Genomic DNA, 22,798 nt, shown 5'->3' with positions numbered 1-22,798 from the left:
TTAATCGAGGATATCGTCGAGGGCACTCTTGATACGGTCGGTCACCGACTTCTTACCGGAAGCGACGTCATCGCCCATCTCATCGGCAAAAGCACGGAGCAGCTCGCGCTGCTTATTGGAAAGATTGGTGGGAACGACCACGCGCAGTTGCACGATCAGGCGGCCACGCGAACCGCCACCGCCAATGCGCGGCATGCCGTAATTATTGACGCTCACGGTGTCGCCGTACTGGGCACCGGCGGGGACGAACACCTTAACGACCTCGTCCGGCATAATGCCCTCGACCTCGATCTCGCAGCCGAGCGCAGCCTGCGCAATCGAGATATCGCTCACCAGGTACAGATCGTCACCGTTGCGCTTAAAGCGCTCATGGTCGGCAACGCGCACGTTGACAATCAGGTCGCCCGAAGGCTCGCCGCGAAGGCCGGCCTCGCCAAAGCCGCTCACACGCAGCTGGCGACCGGTCGAAACGCCGGCGGGAATGTCGATGTCGATCTTTTCGTGCGAAGGCGTGCGGCCCTGACCGTCGCAGGTCTCGCAGGGATGGTCGACAACCGTACCCTCGCCATGGCAGTCGGGGCAAGGAGAGGAAGACTGAACCTGGCCCAGGAACGAACGCTGGACCGTCGTGACATAGCCCGTACCGTGGCAGCGGCCGCACTGCATTTCCTGTGCGCCCTCTGCCCTACCGGTGCCATTGCAGTCCTCGCAAGGAGCGAGGCGGTCATAACTAATCGTCTTTTTGCAACCGAGCGCCGCCTCCTCAAGGGTCACCGAAAGAGAGATGGCCATATCGCGGCCGCGACGACGCTCACGACGGCTGCGGGCGCCACCGCCGGCACCGCCGCCAAAGAACGACGAGAACAAGTCGTCCATGCCCATGCCGCCAAAGATATCGTTGATATCGACGTAACCCGAACCACCAGGGCCGTCAGCAGTGCCGTAACGGTCGTAGTTAGCACGCTTCTGCTCATCGGAAAGAACGGAATAGGCCTCGTTGAGCTCCTTGAACTTGGCCTCGGCCTCGGGGTCGTCCGAAACATCCGGATGTACGGTACGGGCCTTCTTTAGAAACGCACGCTTAATCGTCCGCGCGTCGGCATCCTTGTCGACGCCAAGCACCTCGTAGTAATCCCTATTTTCCGACACGACCGAATCCTTCCGACTTTCATTATTGTCACAGTGCGTCCTATACCCAAGCTGGGCCGACCGCAAACAGAGGGTTTGATGTTATTGCATTGCGTAGGGCGAAAGCATGGCACGTTGCGAGCAGCTCGCAAACCAAACCGACACGAGCGCAAACATAAATCCGTTGGCAAAACCATTGGCAAACTGCATCGCGCCGCGCTTCCACCACAGCAGGCTGCGATGCAGTACGCCGTCCGAGAGCACCATGAACAGGCCCATGGCAAACGGAATAAAGCACATCACAGCAAAGGCCGAGAACACACCTGAGATGGCCGACAGCACCAAAAACGGCGCCACAATGCCCATCAGGTAAAAACCGGTACGGGCCTTGCCTTCCAGGCGCTCAGCCTCGACATGGGCGCGACCGACCAGATCGCCACCCGAGGCACCGTTGGTGCCGGCATGACCCATGCCGGCAATACGGACCTCGTCGCCATCGTGCGTGCCGGCAGGAAACTCAATTGTCTGCTCGGAGGTCACACGAGTCCGCCCGCTGCCGCCGCAATCGGGGCAGGGGTCGGCGACAACCTTACCGGAACCGCCGCACTCGGGGCAGACCGACTGGAACGTGCCGGCACCAAACAGGAAGGACAGGTCGACATCGATATGACCGCGACCGCCGCAGCTCGGACAGGTATGTGCATGCTCGGACGAAACAGATCCCGAGCCGCCGCAATGTCCGCACGTATCGAAACGCGTGTAGCGGACGGTCTTGCGGGCGCCGCCCTTGGCCTCCTTGGCGTCGAGTTTGATATCGACGACCACGTTGGCACCGTTCTCGGGATTGTAGGCAGCCTGCCCACGACGCTGCTGGCCCCAGGCACCGCCAAAAGGAAAGCCGCCCTCAAAGGGATTGCCATAGCCCGTGTTGCCGGCATAGCCGCCACCATAGGGCGAAGCCGTAGGGGCACCGGCAAAGGGATTGCCAGAACGCATGGCATCGTAGCGCGCACGTTTTTGCTCATCCGATAGCACGGCATAGGCCTCGGAAACCTCTTTAAACTTATCCTCGGCATCCGGCTCTTTGTTGACGTCCGGATGGAGCTTACGGGCCTTTTGCTGGAAGGCCTTTTGAATATCACGCGAGGTGGCATCCTTGGAGACACCTAGAATCTCGTAGTAATCTTTTTCATTCATCGTCGCCATGCGCGGCAACCTCCTGCTCACAGCAGCGTATATATTTCGGTAATTCTACCCGAGCGGCCTAAGCTAGATCCCAAAACAGCTCGAACAGAACATTTCCATCGAGCCAGCCCAGGTGTGTCGGTGCTAAACGAGCTCGAACATGGGCCGCGACGACATCTGCCGAAGTGAAGGGTCCCTCATGGACCCCGAGCGTCTCGGGCACCCAAGTGGCAAGACCCAATTCGAGCGCGCGATCGCAAGCGGCTGTCAGCCCATCGGCCGGGATGACACGGGCCGCGCGAACCAACAGGTCGGACGCGACACCGCGCGTCATGCGACAAGCAAGCATCAGGTCTTCGGCCGCAGCCTCGCGCTGCGAGAGATATTCGGCCTCGAACGCCGTCGCGTCATCGTCACGTTGCACCAGACGCACGCGGTACGCATCGCCTCGAGAAGACACGCTGGGGAACAAACCTGCAAGACGGTCGAAATCCTCGGCGTCGAGCATGCCCGCGGCAGAACGGCCCAGGCCCAGGTAGCCCCGTCCGGTCCAGTAGGCAATGTTATGGGCGCACTCATGGCCGTCGAGTGCGTAGCTCGCCACCTCATACGGGTGATAGCCGGCGGCGCCCAGGAGCTTGCGCGCCACGTCCATGCAGGCGGCTTGGAAATCCTCATCGGGCTCGAGCGACTCGTCACGGCACGCCATGCGATAAAGGGGCGTCCCCTCCTCGAGCGTGAGCGGGTACACCGAAACATGGTGTGGAGCCACCGCGAGCACGCCATCGAGCGTGCGCTGCCAACTCGCCGCCGTCTGCCCGGGGAGGCCACACATAAGGTCGCACGACACATCGAGGCCAGCGTCCTTCACCGTCGCGATGGCAGCGAGCGCCCGATCGGCATCGTGAATACGGCCAATAGCAGCCAGTTCGGTGTTATCGAGCGTCTGCACGCCCAGAGAGATGCGCGTGACACCCGCCTCGGCAAGCGCGGTGGCGAGCTCGGCGGTCAGCGACTCGGGATTGGCTTCGCAAGTAAATTCAACGGGCTTGCACCACATGGAGATACGACGGGCAAGTTTCACCAGGCGCTCCCCTGCCAGCGACGGCGTGCCGCCGCCTACGTAGACGGTGCGGATCCGCCCGAGTGCCCCGGCGCTGCCAAAGGCATCGAGCCGCGCATACAGTTGCTCAAAATAGGCATCGAGCGCAGCGTCCAGATCGCACGGGGCAAAGCTGTGCGAGTCGAAGTCGCAGTAGCGGCACTTTTGGGCACAGAACGGCACGTGCACGTACAGCGCGGTAACGGCCACCCTTAAGCCTCCAGCGGATGAGCGGGCACCGACTCACCGGCGGCAAGCGCGGCCTCGCAGGCCACCACATCGTGCTCGATATCATCGACCAGCGACATGAACTCCTCGTACGTAGAGCAACGCACCACCTGAGCGCGCCAGGCGGCGGCATGGGGCATGCCTTTTAAGTACCAGCTTGCGTACGTGCGGGCGCGCGACATGAGCGGCAGAAGCTCGTGCGTCAACGTCAGGTGCTCGCGCAGAGCCTCCAGGCGCTCGACCGAGGAGCGAGAAGGAACCGGCGTGCCATCGAGTGCAAGGGCTCGGGCATCGCCGAACACCCACGGATTGCCGTAGATGCCGCGCGCGATAAACACCGCGCTGGCACCCGAGCCGTGCAGATGCTCAGCAGCGTCCTCGGCCGAGAACACATCGCCCGAACCAATAACGGGAATCTCGACAGCGTCGGCAACCTCATCGACGACCGACCAATCGGCCTGGCCCGTGTAGAGCTGCGTGGCGCAACGACCATGCACGGCGACTGCGGCAGCCCCTGCGCCCTCAAGCATCTGGGCAAACGTCGCGGCATTACGGTCCTCGGCATAAAAGCCCTTGCGGATCTTGACGGTCACGGGCACGTGCGCCGCGCCCACCGTGGCCTCGACGATCTTCTCCGCCAGATCGGGCGTGCGCATGAGCGCCGATCCCTCGCCCTTGGTAACGACCTTGCGGGCGGGGCATGCCATATTGATGTCGATGAGCGACAGGCGATCGCCAACGCGCTCCTCGACGGCGGCGACGGCGCTCGCAAACTGATCAGGTTTGGAGCCAAAGAGCTGCACGCAAATCTGCTGCTCCTCGTCGGCCGGCAGCACCAGGCGCCACGTTTTGTTGCTGGCATAGGCAAGGCCTGCCACGCTCACCATCTCGCTGTAGGCAAGGTTGGCACCGCGGCGGCGACACATGATGCGATAGGCGGGGTCGGTAACGCCCGCCATGGGAGCCATAAGGAACGGCTGCTCGGCATAGGCACCCAGCAGCCGCTTGCTGTATTCAGAAAGCGCCATAGACCTACTCGTCCACCTTGAGGATCGCCATAAACGCCTCCTGCGGGACCTCGACCGAGCCGATAGCCTTCATGCGCTTCTTGCCCTCTTTCTGCTTCTCAAGCAGTTTGCGCTTACGCGAGATATCGCCGCCGTAGCACTTGGCAAGAACGTCCTTGCGACGCGCCTTGACGGTGGAACGGGCGATGATCTTGTTGCCGATAGCACCCTGGATGGGCACCTCGAACAGCTGACGCGGGATGATCTCCTTGAGCTTGTCGCACAGGCCACGGGCCAGGCCATATGCCTTGTCCTTATGGACGATAAACGACAGCGCGTCCACCTCGTCGCCCGAAAGCAGGATGTCGAGCTTGACGAGCTCGGAGGGGCGATATTCGTTGAACTCGTAGTCCAACGAGGCGTAACCCTTGGTGCGACTCTTGAGCTGGTCAAAGAAGTCCAAGATGAGTTCGGCGAGCGGCATATCGAAGCGCATCTCGACCGATTTGCTCGTCAGGTGGATCATGTCGGTTGTGACGCCGCGGTGCTCGATGGCGAGCTGCATGACGGCACCCGTGTACTCAGGCGGGCAGATGATCTTTGCCTTGAGGTAGGGTTCCTCGATACGATCGATGCGTGTGGCCTCGGGAAGGTCCTGCGGACTGCGGACATCGATCATTTCGCCGTCGGTCTTGTAGACGTGATAGTCAACCGAGGGACTCGTGGCAATGAGGTCCAGGTTGAACTCGCGCTCCAGGCGTTCCTTGACGACTTCCATGTGCAGCAGGCCCAGGAAGCCCACGCGGAAACCAAAGCCAAGCGCCACCGAGGTCTCGGGCTCCCACACCAACGACGGGTCGTTAACGTGCAGTTTATCGAGCGCGTCGCGCAGGTTCTCGTAGTCCTTGTTGTCGATCGGGAACAGGCCCGTATAGACCATGGGCTTGGCCTCGCGATAACCGGGAAGCGGCTCGGGGCAGGGGTTCGACGCCCACGTAAGGGTATCGCCCACGCGAACGGCCTCGGGGTCCTTCAAGCCCGTGACCACGTAGCCGACCTCGCCGACCGTCAGCGCGTCGACCGGGGTCTCGGCAGGACGCTTGACGCCCACGCCGTCGACCAAAAAGTCGCCCTTGGCCTGCATCATAAGCAGGGTATCGCCCTTTTTGATGGAACCATCGAAGACGCGCACCGTAGCCACCACACCGCGATACTCGTCAAAGTACGAATCCAAAATGAGCGCTTTGAGCGGAGCGTTTGCATCGCCCTTAGGCGGAGAGATCAAAAAGACAATGGACTCCAGCAGATCGTGGATGCCCTCGCCGGTCTTGCCCGATACGCACACAGCATCATCGGCAGGGATCGCCAGGTCATCCTCGATCTCGGTCTTAACCTCATCGGGATGGGCCGAGGGCAGGTCGATCTTGTTGATGGCCGGCACAATGTCCAGATTGGCGTTCATGGCGAGCGTCGCGTTGGAAACGGTCTGCGCCTCGACGCCCTGCGTGGCGTCGACGACGAGCACAGCGCCCTCACAGGCTGCCAGCGAGCGCGAGACCTCATAGGTAAAGTCCACGTGGCCCGGCGTATCGATCAGATTGAACTGATACGTCTCACCATCGTCGGCGTCATAGGAAACGCGGACGGCATTGGACTTGATCGTAATGCCGCGCTCGCGCTCGATATCCATGGTGTCGAGCAGCTGCGACTCCATGTCGCGTTCGTCGACGGTATGGGTGAGCTCGAGGATGCGGTCACTGATCGTGGACTTGCCATGGTCGATGTGCGCAACGATCGAGAAGTTGCGGATGTGGGAAATGTCAATTGAAGTATTCATGCGGACTATCTTACCCGAGCGGTACAAAAAATGGAGCCTGTTCCATAAAACAGGCTCCATTTATGCGCGTAATCTGTGTGGTGTGAAATTTACAACTTAGGCGTTGATGCTGTTCACGAGCTTGGCAAGACCGGACTTGCGGTTGGAAGCCTGGTTCTTGTGGATAACATGCTTGGCGGCAGCCATGTCGAGACGCTTGGTGACGGTCTTGAGGGCAGCCTGGGCCTTCTCGGCGTCGCCCTCGGCGACGGCGGACTGGACGTGCTTGGTCAGCGTCTTGAGCTCGGACTTGACAGCCTTGTTACGCATGCGAGCTGCCTCATTGGTGCGGATACGCTTCTTCTGAGACTTGATGTTTGCCACTTCTGGAGTTCCTTTCGAGTTCCTTGCAAAAAATGTATGACACCTCTGAGACACGGTGAGGTCATGCAAGCGCCTACTATAGCACGCTCCCACTCAAAGGGATAGAACGAATTTGTCAAATAGGCAGGTATCATCACGATTTTCTCAAGATGTTCGTAATCCAGAGCAAAAGCGCCGTCTGAGAATCGGCCGAACCCTTGAGCGCAAGCTCCACATCGACCGCACCCTCGAGCGCCGCAATGAGCTCTGCCATCGAAAAGCGACGTGCCCAGGTCAGGTGATTCTTGACCTGCCAGGACTGGAGCTTGAGCGTTGCGGCCAGCTCACGACCCTGTCCGCGCGCATCGAGCGCCTTGGCAACGATCAGCTCGCGGATGCGGCCGCACAGCAATGTGTAAGTCCACACGTAGCTCTTGGAGGGCAAAAGCTTAAAGAGCTCGAGCGATCGCCGCATATCGCGAGCCGAGACGGCGTTGAGGAAGTCCCAGGGCTGAACCTCGGCCGTACGTACAATCCAGCGCTCAACGTCGGCAAGCTCAATCTGGGGTGCCTCGACCATCTGGGCAAGCTTAGCCAAGTCGTTATCGAGCATGCGAGTGTTTTCACCCGAACGCGAGACGAGCTCCTCGGCGGCCGCCGTCGAGATCGACTTGCCGTGCTGCGTCGCCATCTGCTGCACGCGGCGCGGAAGCTCCCAGCGCTTGGTGCCGGAGCAATCGATCACGGCCTTCTTGTCGATCTTGGCGATCGCCTTATACAGGCGCGTGTTCTTGGCAAGCGAGTCAGCAATGATGAGGCAGACCGTTGTGGGGCTGGGACTCGCCAAATACTCGACAAGCGGCTCCGAGACCGCCTTGGCGAGCTTTGAGCAGCCGTCAAGGATTACCAGGCGAAACTCGCTGCCCATCGGAAAGGTGTTAAGCGATCCGATAATGGACTCGATATCGGGGTCCTTGGTCATGTCGCGCTCGTCGAGGTTGAACTCGACCATGCCCGTCTTTTCCAGACGCGCTTTCATACGCGAGACGGCGTGATCGCGCTTGACTCCGTCGGTACCGACGATCAGATATGCCGGCAGCAGACCGATTTCGGACATTGCGCTCCCCTCCCGCAGGTCTTCGTATTCGTTCCGTGCCATTCTAGCCCAGGGGCCCACCACACGCCAACGACGTCGTCACGGTCGCTGGCATCGCATCGCAAAGCCATTCTCAGTCGGCGTAACGGTAATGTCGCCGTGTTCGATGGTGCACGCGAACACGCCGCCCGCTTCCTTCACGGCATCGATGCAGGCATCGGACGGATGACCGTATCGATTCCCCTCGCCCGCGCTCGCGAGGGAAAGATCGGGCTTCAGGACGTCCAGCAACTCACCATCAACTGAAACCTTGGAGCCGTGATGCCCAAGTTTAAGTACATCGATATCCCCCACCTCCTGCACGAATTCCCGTTCTTGGTCGAGCTCGGCATCGCCGGTGAGGAGCATACGCAGGCCCTTGCCTTCCTGAACATAAGAGAGTAGCAGGACAAGCGAGTCCTCATTTCCCTCGCCATCCACGGACTCGAATGGCCACATCACGCGAGCGCAAAATGAGCCGATGTCAACCGTATCCCCACGGCGCACCTGCCGATACTCCACGCCAGGTCGGTTCAATACTTCGGCAGGAGCATCCTCCAGCGCATCAGCCGCCACGGCAATCGTTCCAACCGAAAACTGTTCGAGCACGGCAGGCAGACCACCCCAGTGGTCCTCATCCCAATGCGTAACAAAGACGGCATCGATATGGTGCACGTTATTGCGAACCAACGCTGCCACCACGCGCTCGTCGAGCCCGCAGTCGACGAGCGCTACTACGCCGCCCTGGCGGATAAGAATCGCATCCGCCTGGCCCACATCGAGCACCGTCACCGAAGGCGGAGCGAATCGATCCCAGTAGACGTACGGAATCGCAGCCAAGAGCACCAGGCATGCAAGCCCCACCGCCATAGGACGTGCACGGGGACGCGGCCACCAGACCAGCAGAACCGCCAGCAAACACGGCACTAGGTAAATCCACATGCTATCGGGCGGCACGCTCACGGATGCACCCGGCACGGCGGCAAACAGCTGCTCGAAAAACAGCGCGCAACGGGCGGCAATCATGGGCACAACGAGCGCCCAAGTCCGCAACGGTGCCACGAGCGAAAAGGGAACCAGCACGATGGACACAGCAAGCAGTACGCTCACCACCGGACCGATGACCGCATTTGCCAACGGAGCAATGAGCGAGAACGTACCGAAGGCGGGAATGGTAATGGGAAGAGTCGCCAGTTGCGAGCACAGCGTGACGGAAAGCATGCTTGCAACGCCCGATGGCACACTCAGCTCACCCAAAGCGAAGGTCGCATAGGGGCAAAAGCACAGAATGGCAAAGACGCTGGCACATGAAAGCTGAAAGCCCATCTCGAACAGCACCGTCGGCCGCAGTAGCACAAAGATGGACATGGTTACGAAGAGTGCCGATGCGCCGTGCCGGCGACGCCCCGCGCCGTTTACGACAAGCGTCGCGAACACCATGCAGCACGCGCGCACGGCCGAGGGAGACGCGCCCGTAAAGACAGCGTAGCCCACAAGCGTTATCGCCAATATCGCCCGCTGAAGACCACGTGAGCAGCGAGTCTTTTGCAATACACCCTCGATTACAAACCCCACGATAGCCAAATGGCTGCCGGAGACGGCTATAAGATGCGCCGTTCCCGTCACCGAAAACCAATCGCCCGCCGACTGGGCGCGCAGCTCGGCCGAACGACCGCAGACGACACCGGCTATGAGTGCACGCGCCGGGTCGGTCGCAGGCGCGATGGACGCAAGCAGCCCATTTCGCAGCCGAAGCAGCGGCCCCGGAGAGCCCTCATCGACCGACACAATCCGAACGGCTTTTACCTTGCATACCTCGCCTCGGAGCACGCGCGATCGTCCATACGCATCGTTCTCAAAACGTGAAACGCGACCGATAACACGCACGTGCGCCCCGACCTTGAGCTCGCGGTCGCACGATAGGCGAACCGTTGCCAAGTTCTTACCGTCCGCGCGTGCCTCGCAGGTATAGGAATACACGTCGTCGTTTATGGATGGATCGCCCTGCACGATAAACTCGAGGCCGCTTGCCGCTCGACCGTCGAGCGCCTTCGAGGCGCTGAGCGCACCCACAGCCCACCACGCCGAGACGACCGCTCCCGCCACGAGACCGACGGACGCGGCATACAACCACCACTTCAAAGGGGCAAGCCGCGCACAAGATTGAGCCAGCACAACGAATACCGCCGCCGCAACGGGAATGGCCCATAGCAGCCCGACCGCCGGCGCCCGCTCCCTCAGCAGCGCATCAGCGGCCACGTTGAGCACCGAGGCGCAGCTCATGCACATGCCGGCACACAGGGCCATCGTCCACGGCATCAGGGGCCGCGGAGGCATCACATGATCGCGCTCGGTCGCACTCATACGCAGATGCAATCTTTGATTTTGGCAAGCTTCTTCTCGCCGATTCCCGACACACGCATCAGATCGTCAACCGAGGCAAAAGCACCGTTCTTTGTCCGCTCATCGATAATCGACTGTGCCATGGAGGGACCGATGCCCGAGAGCGTCTGCAGCTCTGCCGCGCTTGCCGTATTGATGTTGACTAGGCCCGTTGCGCCACTCACGCCCAATGATGCGGAAGCCCCACCATCAACACCGGCTTCCGCAATGGACGCCTGCTGCTCCCCCACCGTTGGAACGTTGATTTTTTGTCCATCAGTGACCTTGGATGCCCGGTTAAGCCCCGTAACGTCTGCCTCGGGCGTAAGCCCGCCGGCGGCATCAATCGCCTGAGCCACCCGCGCGCCGTCCTTGAGACGATATACACCGGGCGACACAACGGCGCCGTCGACATCGACATAGACCTCTGCCGCGGCAGAAGCCTTAGCCGAAGAACCTTCGGATGTCTTTCCGCTCGAGGCATCACCGGATCCCGGCTCCACCAACGAGCCTGAACCGTCAGTGCGCTCAAACGACACGCCACCGGCACCGCCGCCAAGGTTCGCCATCGCCAGTCCACTCGCCATCGCAATGACGACCAGTATCGCCATCACCACTGCCTTATGACCGAACAGCTTGTCCGCCAAGCGGTCCATCCGTTTGACTCGTTCGTGTTGTTCGCGCTGCGCCATAGCAAAACCTCCCAACACCATCGTGTCAGGAAAGGAGCTCCACAACAGCCACGCTCCAAAACCGGTTTTAACGGTCAAACCAAAAACCGACCAAAACCTTGCACAAATCTGTCCATTTATTCAGGCACACGTCAGCAAATGAACACTTAGCCGCAAAATGCCCAGATAGCAAAAGGCCGACGATGCAGGCGCATCGTCGGTCTATGCACAAATTTACTCGTGATCTTGGTAAATCTCACGCGGAGCAAGCTCCGAATGTTTGCGTTTTAAGGTCTTAGGGGCCTTATACGTGTTGCTGGAGAAGTCAATGTACTCGGTCTGCTTAAGCAGACGCTCGATCATCTCCTCGTGGTCGAACAGCTCCCAGGCCTCGTGCACGGCATCGAGTTTGGCGTGCGTCTCGGGACGACGCGGCATAAACAGCGTGCAGCAGTCGGGCGCCGCCTCGGTGGAAATATCGAACGTGCCGATCTCCTGAGCGCGCGCAATGATCTCCTGCTTGTCGGACCCGATGAGCGGACGGAACACGGGAATCTTCACGGCCTCGTTGACGGCCATGATATTCTCGAGCGTCTGGGAGGCAACCTGACCGAGCGACTCGCCGGTCACGATGGCCTTGGCGCCCTCGATATGCGCGATACGCTCGGCAACCGAATACATGATGCGGCGATACATGATCACGCGCAGGTTGCTGGGACAGGTGACCGAAATCTCACGCTGGCAGTCGCCAAACGGCACCACGTACAGGCGGCCGATCTGGACACCCGGCTCAAGCGCACGAATGATGTCCTGCACCAAATACTCGCTCGTGTCGGGCGTCTGCGGACGACCTGAGAAATGTACCGGCACGCACACCGCGCCGCGACGCGCGAGCATCCAGGTTGCCACCGGAGAATCAATACCCGACGACAGCAGCGTCACGACCTTGCCGGCAGAACCCACCGGCAGACCGCCCACGCCGCGCTCGGAGCGCGCGTACACATAAACGCTACCCTGGACCACCAGTACGTGCACCATCGCATCGGGGTCGTGCATTTGAACCTTTTTATCGGGGAAGGCCTCGCACAGCACCTCGCCCACCTGACGATTGATGTCAATCGAGGTGAGCTCATAATCGGTATTGGAGCGCTTGGCGTGCACCTTAAACGAATCGAAGGAACCAAACTCGCGCAGCGCCTTCACGGCGGCGGCGCAGTACTCCTGAGGGTCGCGATTGGTGTGATACGCCAAAGACACACGAGCAACGCCGGGAACGGTGCGAATGACACGCGCCGCCTCGTCGGCCTGATGCTCGTTAAAGGTCACGAGGATATAACCGGAAATTCGAGACACGGCATTCACGGAAAAGGCGGCCAAGGCCGCCTTGATGTTATCCATGAGGATATGCTCAAAATGTGCGCGGTTCTTACCCTTCAGTCCAACCTCGTGATAGTGGACCAGGCAGACGCGAGCCGCCATTTAGGCTTCAGCAACCTTGTGGCCGAGCGCCTTCTCGTAACGGGCCTCGTCGTAAGAGATGTCGCCGTCGACAATCTCGTCCATAGCCATCGAAATGGTATCGGCACCGGAAAGCCCGATGGTGATGTCATCGACATCCTGGACGGCAAGCACGCGGTTGTGCTGGCCACGCAGCATGCTGTTAATATCGCAGGCGCGCTTGGAGGCAAGCGAAGCGAGCAGGAAGCGGTTGTGATCGGTCTTCTCCAGAAGATCGTCAATGCAAGGCTTTACAACGGACACGGACCTCAGATCCTTTCATGCATATCGAGAACGCGAACGAGCTCATCGGTCGCGCGGTCGAGATCGTCATTAACCACGACGTCGTCGTAGCGGTCGGCAAGGGCAAGCTCATCGGCGGCGTTTGCCATACGCAGCTCAATCGTCTCGGGCGTCTCGGTACCGCGACCGACTAGACGCTCGCGGAGTACCTCAAGCGAAGGCGGCTTGATAAAGATCAGCACGGCCTCGGGAAAACGTTCCTTCACCTGCAGGGCGCCCTGGACATCGATCTCCAAAATCAGAGACGCGCCCGAGGCGAGCTTGGATGTGACCTCGCTCACCAACGTGCCGTAGCAGTTACCGTGGACCTCGGCCCACTCAACAAACTCACCGTTTGCCACGCGGCGGTCGAACTCCTCGCGCGTCAGAAAAAAGTAGTTGACGCCGTCGACCTCACCTTTTCGTGGTGCTCGCGTGGTAGCCGAAACCGTCAGGCCCAGGTTCGAGCGGCGCTCGCGCACACGAGTGACGAGCGTACCCTTGCCTGCGCCTGACGGTCCAGAAATCACAAAGAGCTTGGAATCCTGAGCGCTCACTTATTTGGTCAGCTGCTCGAGGAGCTGCTCGCGCTGACGGACGCCGAGGCCCTGGACGCGACGGGTAGCGGAGATGCCGAGCTCCTCCATGATCTTGGCGGCCTTGGCCTTGCCATAACCAGGGAGAGACTCGATGAGGGTGGAAACCTTCATGCGGGAAGCGATGGGGTCATCGGAGTTGAGCACGGACTCGAGGGACTTCTCGCCCTTCTTGATCTGCTCGCGAAGCTCAGCGCGGGCGTGACGTGCGGCAGCAGCCTTCTCAAGAGCCTGCTTGCGCTGCTCATCGGTAAGCTGAGGGAGTGCCATTCGTACCTCCAAATAGTTGGGTTATATCTGATTCAATAATTGGCATTTTAGCACGTAGAACGTACAAAATGCCCAATCGCGGCTCCATAGGTTAGACGATACCCGCAAAAAGTGCAATATACTGCGCCCAAAGTTAAGCCCCTGACCTGCGATTCCACACAAAGGATGGGAAAGTTTACGCAGGCACAGGGGCTATTTTGTGCTAATGAAACCCAAAAGTGGTGACTTAGGGGAATCTTTTACGCGACGTTTTCGACCAGCTCGGCGACAATGGCGTCAAAGGCGGCAACCGGATCGTCGGCACCGGTGATGGGACGGCCCACCACAATGTGGCTTGCGCCACGCTCGATAGCCTGGGAAGGCGTCGCCACGCGGGACTGGTCACCAAGGGCGGCACCCACCGGACGCACACCCGGAGTCACGATCAGGGCATCAGGGCCCAGCAGCTCACGCATGTCGTGAGCCTCCATCGGCGAGCACACGATGCCATCGATGCCGTTGGCCTGAGCGAGCTTTGCCAGGCGGGCGGCCTCCTCGGCCACGGGCGACTCGACGCCGATCTCGCTCAAGGCATCCTGATTCATGCTCGTGAGCACGGTGATGGCGACGAGCTTGGCGCGGTCCTCGCGCGCCTCCTCGGCACCCTCGCGGCAGGCAGCGAGCATGGCGCCCGAACCCAAGCCGTGAACCGAGAGCAGGTCGGCACCGGCAAGCGAGGCCGAACGGGCGGCACCGCGAACCTGATGCGGAATATCATGGAACTTAAGGTCAAGGAAGACCTTAAAGCCCAGGTCCTTAAAGGTCTTGACGATCTCGGGGCCCTCAGCGTAATAGAGCGTCATGCCAACCTTAAGCCAGGCGGCATGGCCCGAAAGCTCGTGGGCGAGCTCGAGCGCACGCTCGCGGTCGCAGTCGAGAGCGACGATTACGCGGTCGCGGGCATCGGTCTCTAGCATTCGAAAGCACCTACCAGTTCGTTGATGTCCTTCACGCCTTGGGACTCAGCCCAGGCCTCGAGCTCGTGCGCGATCTTGAGCGAAGCGCACGGATCGACGAAGTTGGCCATGCCGACCGACACGCAGGTGGCGCCGGCCAGGATAAACTCGGCCGCATCCTCGCCGGTCATGACACCGCCGACGCCGTTGATGGGGATATCGACGGCCTGGGCAACCTCCCAGACCATGCGCACGGCGATGTGGTGGCACAGCGGGCCCGAAAGGCCGCCCTTGGGCTTGGCCACGCGGGACTTGCGGGTATGGACGTCGATGGCCATGCCCTGAATGGAGTTGATGACCGAAAGGCCGTCGGCGCCGGCAGCCTCGAGGGCCTTGGCAATCTCGGCGACGTTGACCGGCGCCATCTTCACGAACAGCGGCTTATCGGTCACCTTGCGGCAGGCAGCCATAACGGATGAGGCGCCCTCGGGCGTAGAGCCCATGGCGGCACCGCCGGCGGCGATATTAGGGCAGCTCACGTTGATCTCGTAGCCGGCAGCCCAGGGACACAGCTCGACATACATCTCGAGCGCGCGGACAAACTCGTCAACGGAGTGGCCGCCAACCTGACAGATGACCTGGCAGCCGTCCTTGGACAGCTGTTCGAGCCACGGACCGGACTCGCGGGCAAAGGCGGCCACGCCGGGGTTCTGAAGGCCCACGGAGTTGATCATACCGCCGGGGATCTCGGCCATGCGGGGCGCGGGGTTGCCGGGCCAGGGCTCGGCAGCGCAACCCTTGGTGGTGATGGCGCCCAGCTGGGAAACATCAAAGAAGTTCTGGAACTGCCAACCGTAACCAAAAGTACCGGCTGCGGTGTTGATGGGGTTCTGCATCTTGACGCCGCCGAAATCGACGGCCATGTTCACGGTACCCACTAGAAGACCACCACCTTGGAAGCATCGAACACGGGGCCGCACATGCAAGCACCCTTCATACCGTCGACCGTCTCGACATTGCAGGTGTTGCAGGCGCCAAAGCCACAGCTCATCATGCGCTCAAGCGACACCTCGCAGTACGCACCGGCCTCGGCGGCAGCGGCGGCGACTTTCTTCATCATGACAGCGGGGCCGCAGCTGGCGACGTAGTCGTAGCCGCCCTCGCCGAGCAGCTCGGCGGCAGGATCGGTGCAAAAACCGTGCGTGCCGAGCGAGCCGTCGTCGGTGCAAACGTTGACCGTGGCGCCCAGCGCGCGAAACTCATCGACACCCACGGCCTTGGAAGCGGTGCCAAAGCCCAGGCACACGTCAACATCCACGCCCTGCTCGGCAAGCATACCGGCAAGACACAGCACAGGCGGAACGCCGATGCCACCGGCGACGAGCAGGGCCTTCCTGGTGCCCTCGGGAACAAGCCAGCCGCGGCCGCCAGGGCCCAACAGGTTGGACTTGGAGCCGGGGGCCATCTGCGACAGACGACGGGTGTCGTCACCCACGACGGCGTACCACAGCTCGACGGTACCGGCCTGGGCGTCGGCGCGATAGAAGCTCAGGGGCACGCGAAGCAGCGAGGACGCATCGCCGGGCACGGCAATGTTCACAAACTGACCGGGCTTGAGCGCACTTGCAAGCTTGGGGGCCGAGATGACGAGCGAGAAGATGCCGTCGGCGATCTCCTGGTTCGAGACGACCTCGAAGTCGTGCATGCGTGCAGTGGAAGGTGTGGGCATAGACGCTCCAATCCCCCATGCGGTTGCATGGTCAAAACGAACAGAAAGCGCGGCACCGCAAGGGCACCGCGCACAAAAGCGATAAGGCTATGCTAGCAGATGCAGCCGTCGGCGAGCGTCTGCTTACCGCCGACAAACACATCGGTGGCACGACCGGTAAGCGTGCGGCCGGCAAAACCGGAGTTCTCGGCGCGCGACTCGTAACCGTCCTCGCCGACCGTCCAGGTGGCAGAGGGGTCGAACACGGTCAGGTCGGCAACGGAGCCCGCCTTGACCTGAACCTGGTCGAGGCCCAGGATCTCACGCGGCTTGATGGCCATGAGCTCGACCATACGGCCCATGCTCATCTTGCCCGTGTTGACCAGCTCGGTGAGCACGAGCGACAGCGAGGTCTCGAGACCGATCATGCCAAAGGGCGCAAGCTCGAACTCGCGGGCCTTCTCCCACGGGGTGTGGGGAGCGTGATCGGTGACGATAACGTCGACGGTGCCGTCGATGACGCCCTGACGGATGGCCTCGGCATCCTCCTCGGTACGCAGCGGCGGATTGACCTTGAGCGAGGTGTTGTAGGTCTCGTCCAGGTCGTTCTCGGTCAGGAACATGTGATGCGGGGTGGCCTCACAGGTAACCTGAACGCCAGCGGCCTTACCGGCACGCACGATCTCCAGGCCATGGGCGGTGGAGATGTGCTGAATGTGCAGCTTGGCACCAGTCAGCTTGGCGATCTCGATGTCGCGGGCGATCTGGAGCTCCTCGCCGGCAGCCGGCCAACCCTCGAGAGCCAGACGGGTCGAGACCTTGCCCTCGTTGATCTGGCCGTGGCCGACCAGATCCTCGTCCTGGCAGTGGCTCATAAAGACCTTGCCGAACATCTTGCCGTAGTCCATGCAGCGACGGAGCATGCCCGCACCCTGCACGCCGCGACCGTCGTCGGTGAAGGCGACGGCGCCGTGGGCGACCATATCGCCCATCTCGGACATGGCCTCGCCCTTAAGACCGCGGGTCATGGCACCCGACGGATAGACGCGGCAGTGACCGACCTCGGCAGCACGGGACTTGACGAACTCCACGACGGTGCCGTTATCGGTGACGGGATCGGTGTTGGGCATGGAGCACACACCGGTAAAGCCGCCCTTGGCAGCTGCGCGGGTACCGCTCTCGATGTCCTCTTTGACCTCGTAGCCGGGCTCGCGAAGGTGAACGTGCATATCCACCAGGCCGGGGACGAGGTACTTGCCGGAAAGGTCGCGGACCTCGGCTCCCTCGACGGCGAGATTCTCGCCGACCTCGGCGATCTTGTCGCCGTCAATCAGGACGTCAACGACACCGTCAAGCTCGACGGACGGGTCGACGACGTGGGCATTCTTAAGAAGCAAGGCCATTATCGGCACCTCCAAGCAGCAGATACAGGATAGCCATACGCACGCAGATACCGGCGTAGACCTGCTCCAGGATGACGGAGCGTTGCGGGTGGTCGGCCATATAGGAGTCGAACTCGACGCCGCGGTTGATGGGGCCCGGGTGGCAGATGATTGCGTCGGGCTTCATGAGCTTCTCGCGGTCCTTGGTCAGACCGAAGAGCTTGTGGTACTCACGAATGGTCGGGAACGGGGCACCCTCGAGGCGCTCCTGCTGCACGCGCAGCATGTAGACAACGTCCAGCTCGGGCAGGACAGAATCGAGATCGCTCGTCACGTGGTCGCAGCCCAGAACCTCGGGCGCCGGCGGCAGCAGCGTGCCGGGGGCGACGGCGTAGGTCTCGCAGCCCATGATCTTAAGGGCGGGAATCAGCGAGCCGCAGACACGGGAGTGTGAGATATCGCCGACGACGGCGACCTTCAGACCGTGGAAGTCACCCTTATGCTCCCAGATGGTGTACAGGTCGAGAAGGGCCTGCGTGGGGTGGTTGTGCTTGCCGTCACCGGCGCAGATGACGCTCGCGGGCGAGTTCTGCGTGACGATGTAGGGAGCACCGGCGTGCTTATCGCGCACGACGATGCAGTCGATCTTGTAGGCGTTGAGGGTCTCGACGGTGTCGACGAGGCTCTCACCCTTGACCGTGGAGGTCGAGGAGCCGCCAAAGTTAAGGCTATCGGCCGAAAGACGCTTCTCGGCGAGCTCGAAGGAGCTGCGGGTGCGCGTCGAGGGCTCGTTGAACATGTTGACGATGGTCTTGCCCTTGAGCGTGGGGACCTTCTTGATCGCACGCTCGTTGACCTCGGAGAACGCCTTGGCGGTCTCGAGGATGAGCTTGATGTCCTCTTCGGAGTACTCGGTAATGTCGATCAGGTGCTTATGGTTGAACGCCACGGTACTACTCACCTCCCAGCGGCGCGGAGCCCACGTGGGAACCCGGCGCGACGTCGTTAATCTCGACGGCGGTGTGGCCGTCGACTTCCTTCATATATAGGTGCACGTTCTCCTCATGCGACGAGGGAACGTTCTTGCCGACAAAGTCCGGCGAGATGGGGAGCTCGCGGTGACCGCGGTCAACGAGAACTGCCAGCTCAATGCGGCTCGGACGGCCCAGGTCCATGACGGCGTCGAGAGCGGCGCGGATGGTACGGCCCGTATACAGGATGTCGTCCACCAGCACGACGCGCTTGCCGTCGACGCTAAAGGGAATGTTGGTGGCGTGGATCGCGGGAGCGAAATTGGTCGCATAGTCATCGCGGTAGAAGCTGATGTCCAGGCTGCCGAGCGGAACTTCGACGCCCTCGATCTCCTTGATCTCCTCGGCGAGCTTCTTTGCCAGAAGGTCGCCGCGCGTGACGATGCCGACCAGAGCGAGGTCTTCACAGCCCTCGTTGCGCTCGAGAATCTCGTGCGCGATGCGGGTCATCGCTCGATTGACGGCGGTCTCGTCCATGATGACCGCCTTGGGGGAAGTCGTGCCCATCGATCTCCTTCCTCACATGTCTTGACTGCTGACACAGTCAAAAAAATAGATGCCCGACCGCTTAAAGCGGACCAGACACCCACAGGAAAGGCTGCTCTTTGGCAGCTATGTAATTCCATGTGGGTATCTCGTACCCCTTTAATGGTCAAGGGATAGTGTAGCCAACCTCGAGCTCAATTGCGAGCATTAATACAAAGCAATCCGTAAACGGAGCCCAATGCTCCATAAACCTATATATATTTGTGGGACGAACTTGAAAACGCACGCACGAGCTGGCATAATCCCCTCTGCTGCACGCAAATCGGATCTACGTCCAGGGCCGTAGCGTGGGCACTATCGCCAAAAGAGAAATATCTCTGTGTAGATTGCGCACAGGGAGCGACTTCTGTGCTATAGTTCAGGCTTGTTTGTTAACGCGACATGTTCGTTTGTCGCCCAAGGAGGGTCAGTTATGTCCAAAGTTTGCGAAGTTTGCGGTAAGCACCCCGTTGCCGGTCGCTCCATCAGCCACTCTCACCGCGTCACCAACCGTAAGTTCCGCCCCAACATCCAGCGCGTCTACGTCGTCGTCGACGGTCACCGTCGCAAGATGAACGTTTGCTCCACCTGCCTCAAGTCTGGCAAGGTTGCGCGCTCCTAAATAAGGTCTTACCAACAAGTACCTCGGACTCTCCGGGTCAAAGACCTCGCGTTCACATAGAACTTACCAAAGGCGCCCTCCCCTACGGAGGGCGCCTTTTTGCACTCATTGGGGGCAAGGCGATGCACTGGCAGATAGTTTGGTTAAAACGCTTCAGTTTATTGAAGCGTTTTAGTGTGCCTTTTAGAGGAATCTTACCGTTCGCCGAATAATTTCTTGCTATCATGCAAGGCGTAGGGTAAATCTCCGATCGCAAGGAGACACAAATGGTGAAAAAGTCACCGGAAAACACTACTCCCGCAATTGTGGACAACGTAGAGGCGCTTGAGGCCAAGCTCGCTCAGATGCGAGAGGCCCAGGCGCTTTTTGCTACGTACACGCAGGAGCAGGTCGACAAGATCTTCTATGAGGCCGCCATGGCCGCCAACAAGGCTCGTATCCCGTTGGCGAAGATGGCCATCGAGGAGACCGGCCGCGGCGTTCTTGAGGACAAGGTCATCAAGAACCACTACGCCGCAGAGTACATCTACAACGCTTACAAGAACACCAAGACCTGTGGTGTCCTGGAGCGCGACGAGGCTTACGGCATCACCAAGATCGCCGAGCCCATCGGCATCGTGGGCGCCGTCATCCCGACGACCAACCCCACCTCCACCGCGATCTTCAAGACGCTGATCTGCCTGAAGACCCGCAACGCCATCATCATCTCCCCGCACCCGGCTGCCGCCAAGTGCACCATCGCCGCCGCCAAGCTCGTGCTTGACGCCGCCGTCAAGGCCGGCGCCCCCGAGGGCATCATCGGCTGGGTCGATGTCCCCTCCATCGAGCTGACCAACATGGTCATGCGCGACGTCGACATCATCCTCGCCACCGGTGGCCCGGGCATGGTCAAGGCCGCTTACTCCTCGGGCAAGCCCGCCCTGGGCGTTGGCGCCGGTAACACCCCGGTCGTCATCGACGACACCGCCGACGTGCTGCTCGCCGTCAACTCCATCATTCACTCCAAGACCTTCGACAACGGCATGATCTGCGCTTCCGAGCAGTCCGTGACCGTCATCGACACCATCTATGACCAGGTTAAGGCCGAGTTCCAGAAGCGCGGCTGCTACTTCGTCAAGCAGGGTGCCGAGATGGAGGCCCTGCGTGCCGCCATGTTCAAGAACGGCGCTCTCGATCACCGCATCCCCGGCATGGCCGCTGCCAAGATCGCCGAGCTCGCCGGCATCGAGGTTCCCGCCAAGACCAAGATCCTGATCGCCGAGGTCACCTCCACCGACCCCGCCAAGGAGGAGTTCTCCCACGAGAAGCTCTCCCCGGTCCTGGCCATGTACCACGCCAAGGACTTCCAGGAGGCCGTCGACAAGGCCGAGCACCTGGTGCTCGCCGGTGGCCCGGGCCACACCGCCTCTCTGTACGTGCACCCCGCTCAGGCCGAGAAGATCAGCCTGTTCGAGCACGTCATGAAGGCCTGCCGTATCGTCATCAACACCCCGTCCTCGCACGGCGGCATCGGTGACCTGTACAACTTTGGCATGAAGCCGTCTCTGACCCTGGGCTGCGGCTCCTGGGGCGGCAACTCCGTCTCCGAGAACGTTGGGGTGAAGCACTTGATCAACGTTAAGACTGTGGCCGAGCGCCGTGAGAACATGCTGTGGTTCCGCGCTCCCGAGAAGGTCTACTTCAAGAAGGGTTCCACGCCCGTCGCCCTCGACGAGCTGGGCAACGTCATGGGCAAGAAGCGTGCCTTCATCGTCACCGACCAGTTCCTCTTCAAGAATGGCAACACCCGCGCCATCGAGGCCAAGCTCGACGAGATGGGCATCGCCCACGACTGCTTCTACGACGTCGAGCCCGATCCGTCGCTGCAGTGCGCACGTCGCGGCGCCAAGCAGATGGCTCTCTTTGAGCCGGACGTCATCATCGCCGTCGGCGGTGGCTCCGCTATGGACGCCGGCAAGATCATGTGGATGATGTACGAGCACCCCGAGTGCAAGTTTGAGGACATGGCCATGGACTTCATGGACATCCGCAAGCGTATCTTCACCTTCCCCGAGATGGGCAAGAAGGCCTACTTCGTCGCCGTCCCGACCTCTTCGGGTACCGGCTCCGAGTGCACGCCGTTCGCCATCATCACCGACAAGGAGACCGGCATCAAGTGGCCGCTCGCCGACTACGCGCTGCTCCCCAACATGGCTATCGTCGACGCCGACAACTGCATGACCGCCCCGCGCGGCCTGACCGCTGCCTCCGGCATCGACGTCATGACCCACGCCATCGAGTCCTACGTCTCCATCATGGCTTCCGACTACACCAAGGGCCTCTCCGAGCGCGCTGCTAAGCTCGTCTTCGAGAACCTGCCCTCCAGCTTCACGAACGGCGCCAAAGATCCGCATGCCCGCGAGGAGATGCACAACGCCTCCTGCATGGCCGGTATGGCCTTCGCCAACGCCTTCCTGGGCCTCAACCACTCCATGGCCCACAAGCTCGGCGCCTTCCATCACCTGCCCCACGGCCTCGCCAACGCCGTCATCCTGACTCGCGTCATGCGCTACAACGCCGCCGAGGCCCCCGTCAAGATGGGCACCTTCTCCCAGTATCCTTACCCCAACGCGCTGCACAACTACGCCGAGATGGCCAAGTACTGCGGCATCGAGGGCAAGGACGACAAGGAGGTCTTCGAGAACTTCATCACGAAGCTCGAGGAGCTCAAGGACTTCATCGGCGTCAAGAAGACCATCGCCGACTACGGTGTTGACGAGCAGTACTTCCTCGACACCCTCGACGAGATGACCGAGCAGGCATTCAACGACCAGTGCACCGGCGCTAACCCGCGCTACCCGCTCATGAGCGAGATCAAGGAGCTCTACCTGGACGCCTACTACGGCCGCGAGCCCCAGGACTACGCCGTCTGCTAGTTTTAGCACGGTTTTTAA

At 61.0% G+C, this 22,798-nt stretch carries 21 protein-coding genes; 2 read left to right on the top strand and 19 right to left on the bottom strand.

The genetic code is table 11. The annotated features are described in order from the left end of the window. From dnaJ to pyrR, 19 genes are all read right to left on the bottom strand, one after another. Positions 1-1,149, bottom strand: a complete 1,149-nt coding sequence (gene dnaJ / locus ABCN01_RS02720; protein ID WP_342996317.1) for a molecular chaperone DnaJ — start codon at positions 1,147-1,149, stop codon at positions 1-3. Between the two features lie 81 nt (positions 1,150-1,230). After that, on the bottom strand, positions 1,231-2,334 hold the full coding sequence (locus ABCN01_RS02715; RefSeq protein ID WP_342996318.1) for a DnaJ domain-containing protein: 1,104 nt from the start codon (positions 2,332-2,334) through the stop codon (positions 1,231-1,233). A gap of 58 nt (positions 2,335-2,392) precedes the next feature. Continuing rightward, positions 2,393-3,625: a radical SAM family heme chaperone HemW gene (gene hemW / locus ABCN01_RS02710; protein WP_342996319.1), complete on the bottom strand. Its 1,233-nt coding sequence runs from the start codon at positions 3,623-3,625 to the stop codon at positions 2,393-2,395. Positions 3,626-3,627: 2 nt separating this feature from the next. Further along, a complete protein-coding gene (gene dusB, locus ABCN01_RS02705; RefSeq protein ID WP_342996320.1) occupies positions 3,628-4,671 on the bottom strand; it encodes a tRNA dihydrouridine synthase DusB in 1,044 nt (347 codons plus the stop codon). 4 nt (positions 4,672-4,675) lie between these two features. Then, a complete protein-coding gene (lepA, locus tag ABCN01_RS02700) occupies positions 4,676-6,487 on the bottom strand; it encodes a translation elongation factor 4 (RefSeq protein ID WP_117776228.1) in 1,812 nt (603 codons plus the stop codon). Positions 6,488-6,583: 96 nt separating this feature from the next. Further along, a complete protein-coding gene (gene rpsT / locus ABCN01_RS02695) occupies positions 6,584-6,850 on the bottom strand; it encodes a 30S ribosomal protein S20 (protein ID WP_022094714.1) in 267 nt (88 codons plus the stop codon). Positions 6,851-6,983: 133 nt separating this feature from the next. Continuing rightward, positions 6,984-7,946: a DNA polymerase III subunit delta gene (gene holA / locus ABCN01_RS02690; protein ID WP_342996322.1), complete on the bottom strand. Its 963-nt coding sequence runs from the start codon at positions 7,944-7,946 to the stop codon at positions 6,984-6,986. A 78-nt stretch (positions 7,947-8,024) separates the two neighbouring features. After that, positions 8,025-10,328, bottom strand: coding sequence for a DNA internalization-related competence protein ComEC/Rec2 (locus tag ABCN01_RS02685; RefSeq protein ID WP_342996323.1), 2,304 nt, complete (start codon positions 10,326-10,328; stop codon positions 8,025-8,027). Then, positions 10,325-11,002: a helix-hairpin-helix domain-containing protein gene (locus tag ABCN01_RS02680; protein WP_343014180.1), complete on the bottom strand. Its 678-nt coding sequence runs from the start codon at positions 11,000-11,002 to the stop codon at positions 10,325-10,327. Before ABCN01_RS02680 ends, ABCN01_RS02685 begins: the two co-directional genes overlap by 4 nt. A gap of 249 nt (positions 11,003-11,251) precedes the next feature. After that, positions 11,252-12,496 carry a tRNA uracil 4-sulfurtransferase ThiI gene (gene thiI / locus ABCN01_RS02675; protein WP_342996325.1) on the bottom strand — a complete coding sequence of 415 codons (1,245 nt, stop codon included), beginning with the start codon at positions 12,494-12,496 and terminating at the stop codon, positions 11,252-11,254. Beyond that, the gene (locus tag ABCN01_RS02670; RefSeq protein WP_035138532.1) at positions 12,497-12,778 is read right to left on the bottom strand and encodes a DNA-directed RNA polymerase subunit omega; all 282 of its coding nucleotides are present in this window, start codon (positions 12,776-12,778) and stop codon (positions 12,497-12,499) included. Positions 12,779-12,783: 5 nt separating this feature from the next. After that, positions 12,784-13,353: a guanylate kinase gene (gmk, locus tag ABCN01_RS02665; protein ID WP_006236131.1), complete on the bottom strand. Its 570-nt coding sequence runs from the start codon at positions 13,351-13,353 to the stop codon at positions 12,784-12,786. Continuing rightward, positions 13,354-13,662 carry an integration host factor, actinobacterial type gene (gene mihF / locus ABCN01_RS02660; RefSeq protein WP_006236130.1) on the bottom strand — a complete coding sequence of 103 codons (309 nt, stop codon included), beginning with the start codon at positions 13,660-13,662 and terminating at the stop codon, positions 13,354-13,356. A gap of 239 nt (positions 13,663-13,901) precedes the next feature. Next, positions 13,902-14,618 (bottom strand): orotidine-5'-phosphate decarboxylase, encoded by a 717-nt coding sequence (pyrF, locus tag ABCN01_RS02655; RefSeq protein ID WP_035138533.1) that lies wholly within the window; start codon positions 14,616-14,618, stop codon positions 13,902-13,904. Beyond that, on the bottom strand, positions 14,612-15,520 hold the full coding sequence (locus ABCN01_RS02650; protein ID WP_342996395.1) for a dihydroorotate dehydrogenase: 909 nt from the start codon (positions 15,518-15,520) through the stop codon (positions 14,612-14,614). Before ABCN01_RS02650 ends, pyrF begins: the two co-directional genes overlap by 7 nt. A 14-nt stretch (positions 15,521-15,534) precedes the next feature. After that, on the bottom strand, positions 15,535-16,302 hold the full coding sequence (locus tag ABCN01_RS02645) for a dihydroorotate dehydrogenase electron transfer subunit (RefSeq protein WP_260699310.1): 768 nt from the start codon (positions 16,300-16,302) through the stop codon (positions 15,535-15,537). A gap of 116 nt (positions 16,303-16,418) precedes the next feature. Next, entirely contained in the window at positions 16,419-17,708 is a 1,290-nt protein-coding gene (locus ABCN01_RS02640) for a dihydroorotase (RefSeq protein ID WP_118273339.1), read from the bottom strand. Next, the gene (locus tag ABCN01_RS02635) at positions 17,692-18,636 is read right to left on the bottom strand and encodes an aspartate carbamoyltransferase catalytic subunit (protein ID WP_055285144.1); all 945 of its coding nucleotides are present in this window, start codon (positions 18,634-18,636) and stop codon (positions 17,692-17,694) included. Before ABCN01_RS02635 ends, ABCN01_RS02640 begins: the two co-directional genes overlap by 17 nt. A 4-nt stretch (positions 18,637-18,640) precedes the next feature. After that, entirely contained in the window at positions 18,641-19,225 is a 585-nt protein-coding gene (gene pyrR / locus ABCN01_RS02630; RefSeq protein ID WP_117770320.1) for a bifunctional pyr operon transcriptional regulator/uracil phosphoribosyltransferase PyrR, read from the bottom strand. A 451-nt stretch (positions 19,226-19,676) separates the two neighbouring features. Here pyrR and rpmB point away from each other — a divergent pair, with 451 nt between their 5' ends. After that, entirely contained in the window at positions 19,677-19,865 is a 189-nt protein-coding gene (gene rpmB / locus ABCN01_RS02625) for a 50S ribosomal protein L28 (protein WP_022094725.1), read from the top strand. A 266-nt stretch (positions 19,866-20,131) separates the two neighbouring features. Further along, positions 20,132-22,780, top strand: a complete 2,649-nt coding sequence (adhE, locus tag ABCN01_RS02620; RefSeq protein WP_117770319.1) for a bifunctional acetaldehyde-CoA/alcohol dehydrogenase — start codon at positions 20,132-20,134, stop codon at positions 22,778-22,780. The last annotated feature ends 18 nt before the right edge of the window (positions 22,781-22,798 follow it).

Source organism: Collinsella aerofaciens (genome assembly GCF_039062365.1).
GTDB lineage: Bacteria > Actinomycetota > Coriobacteriia > Coriobacteriales > Coriobacteriaceae > Collinsella.
Note: the sequence above shows the minus strand (reverse complement) of the source record. Positions and strands in the feature narration are given on the sequence as shown.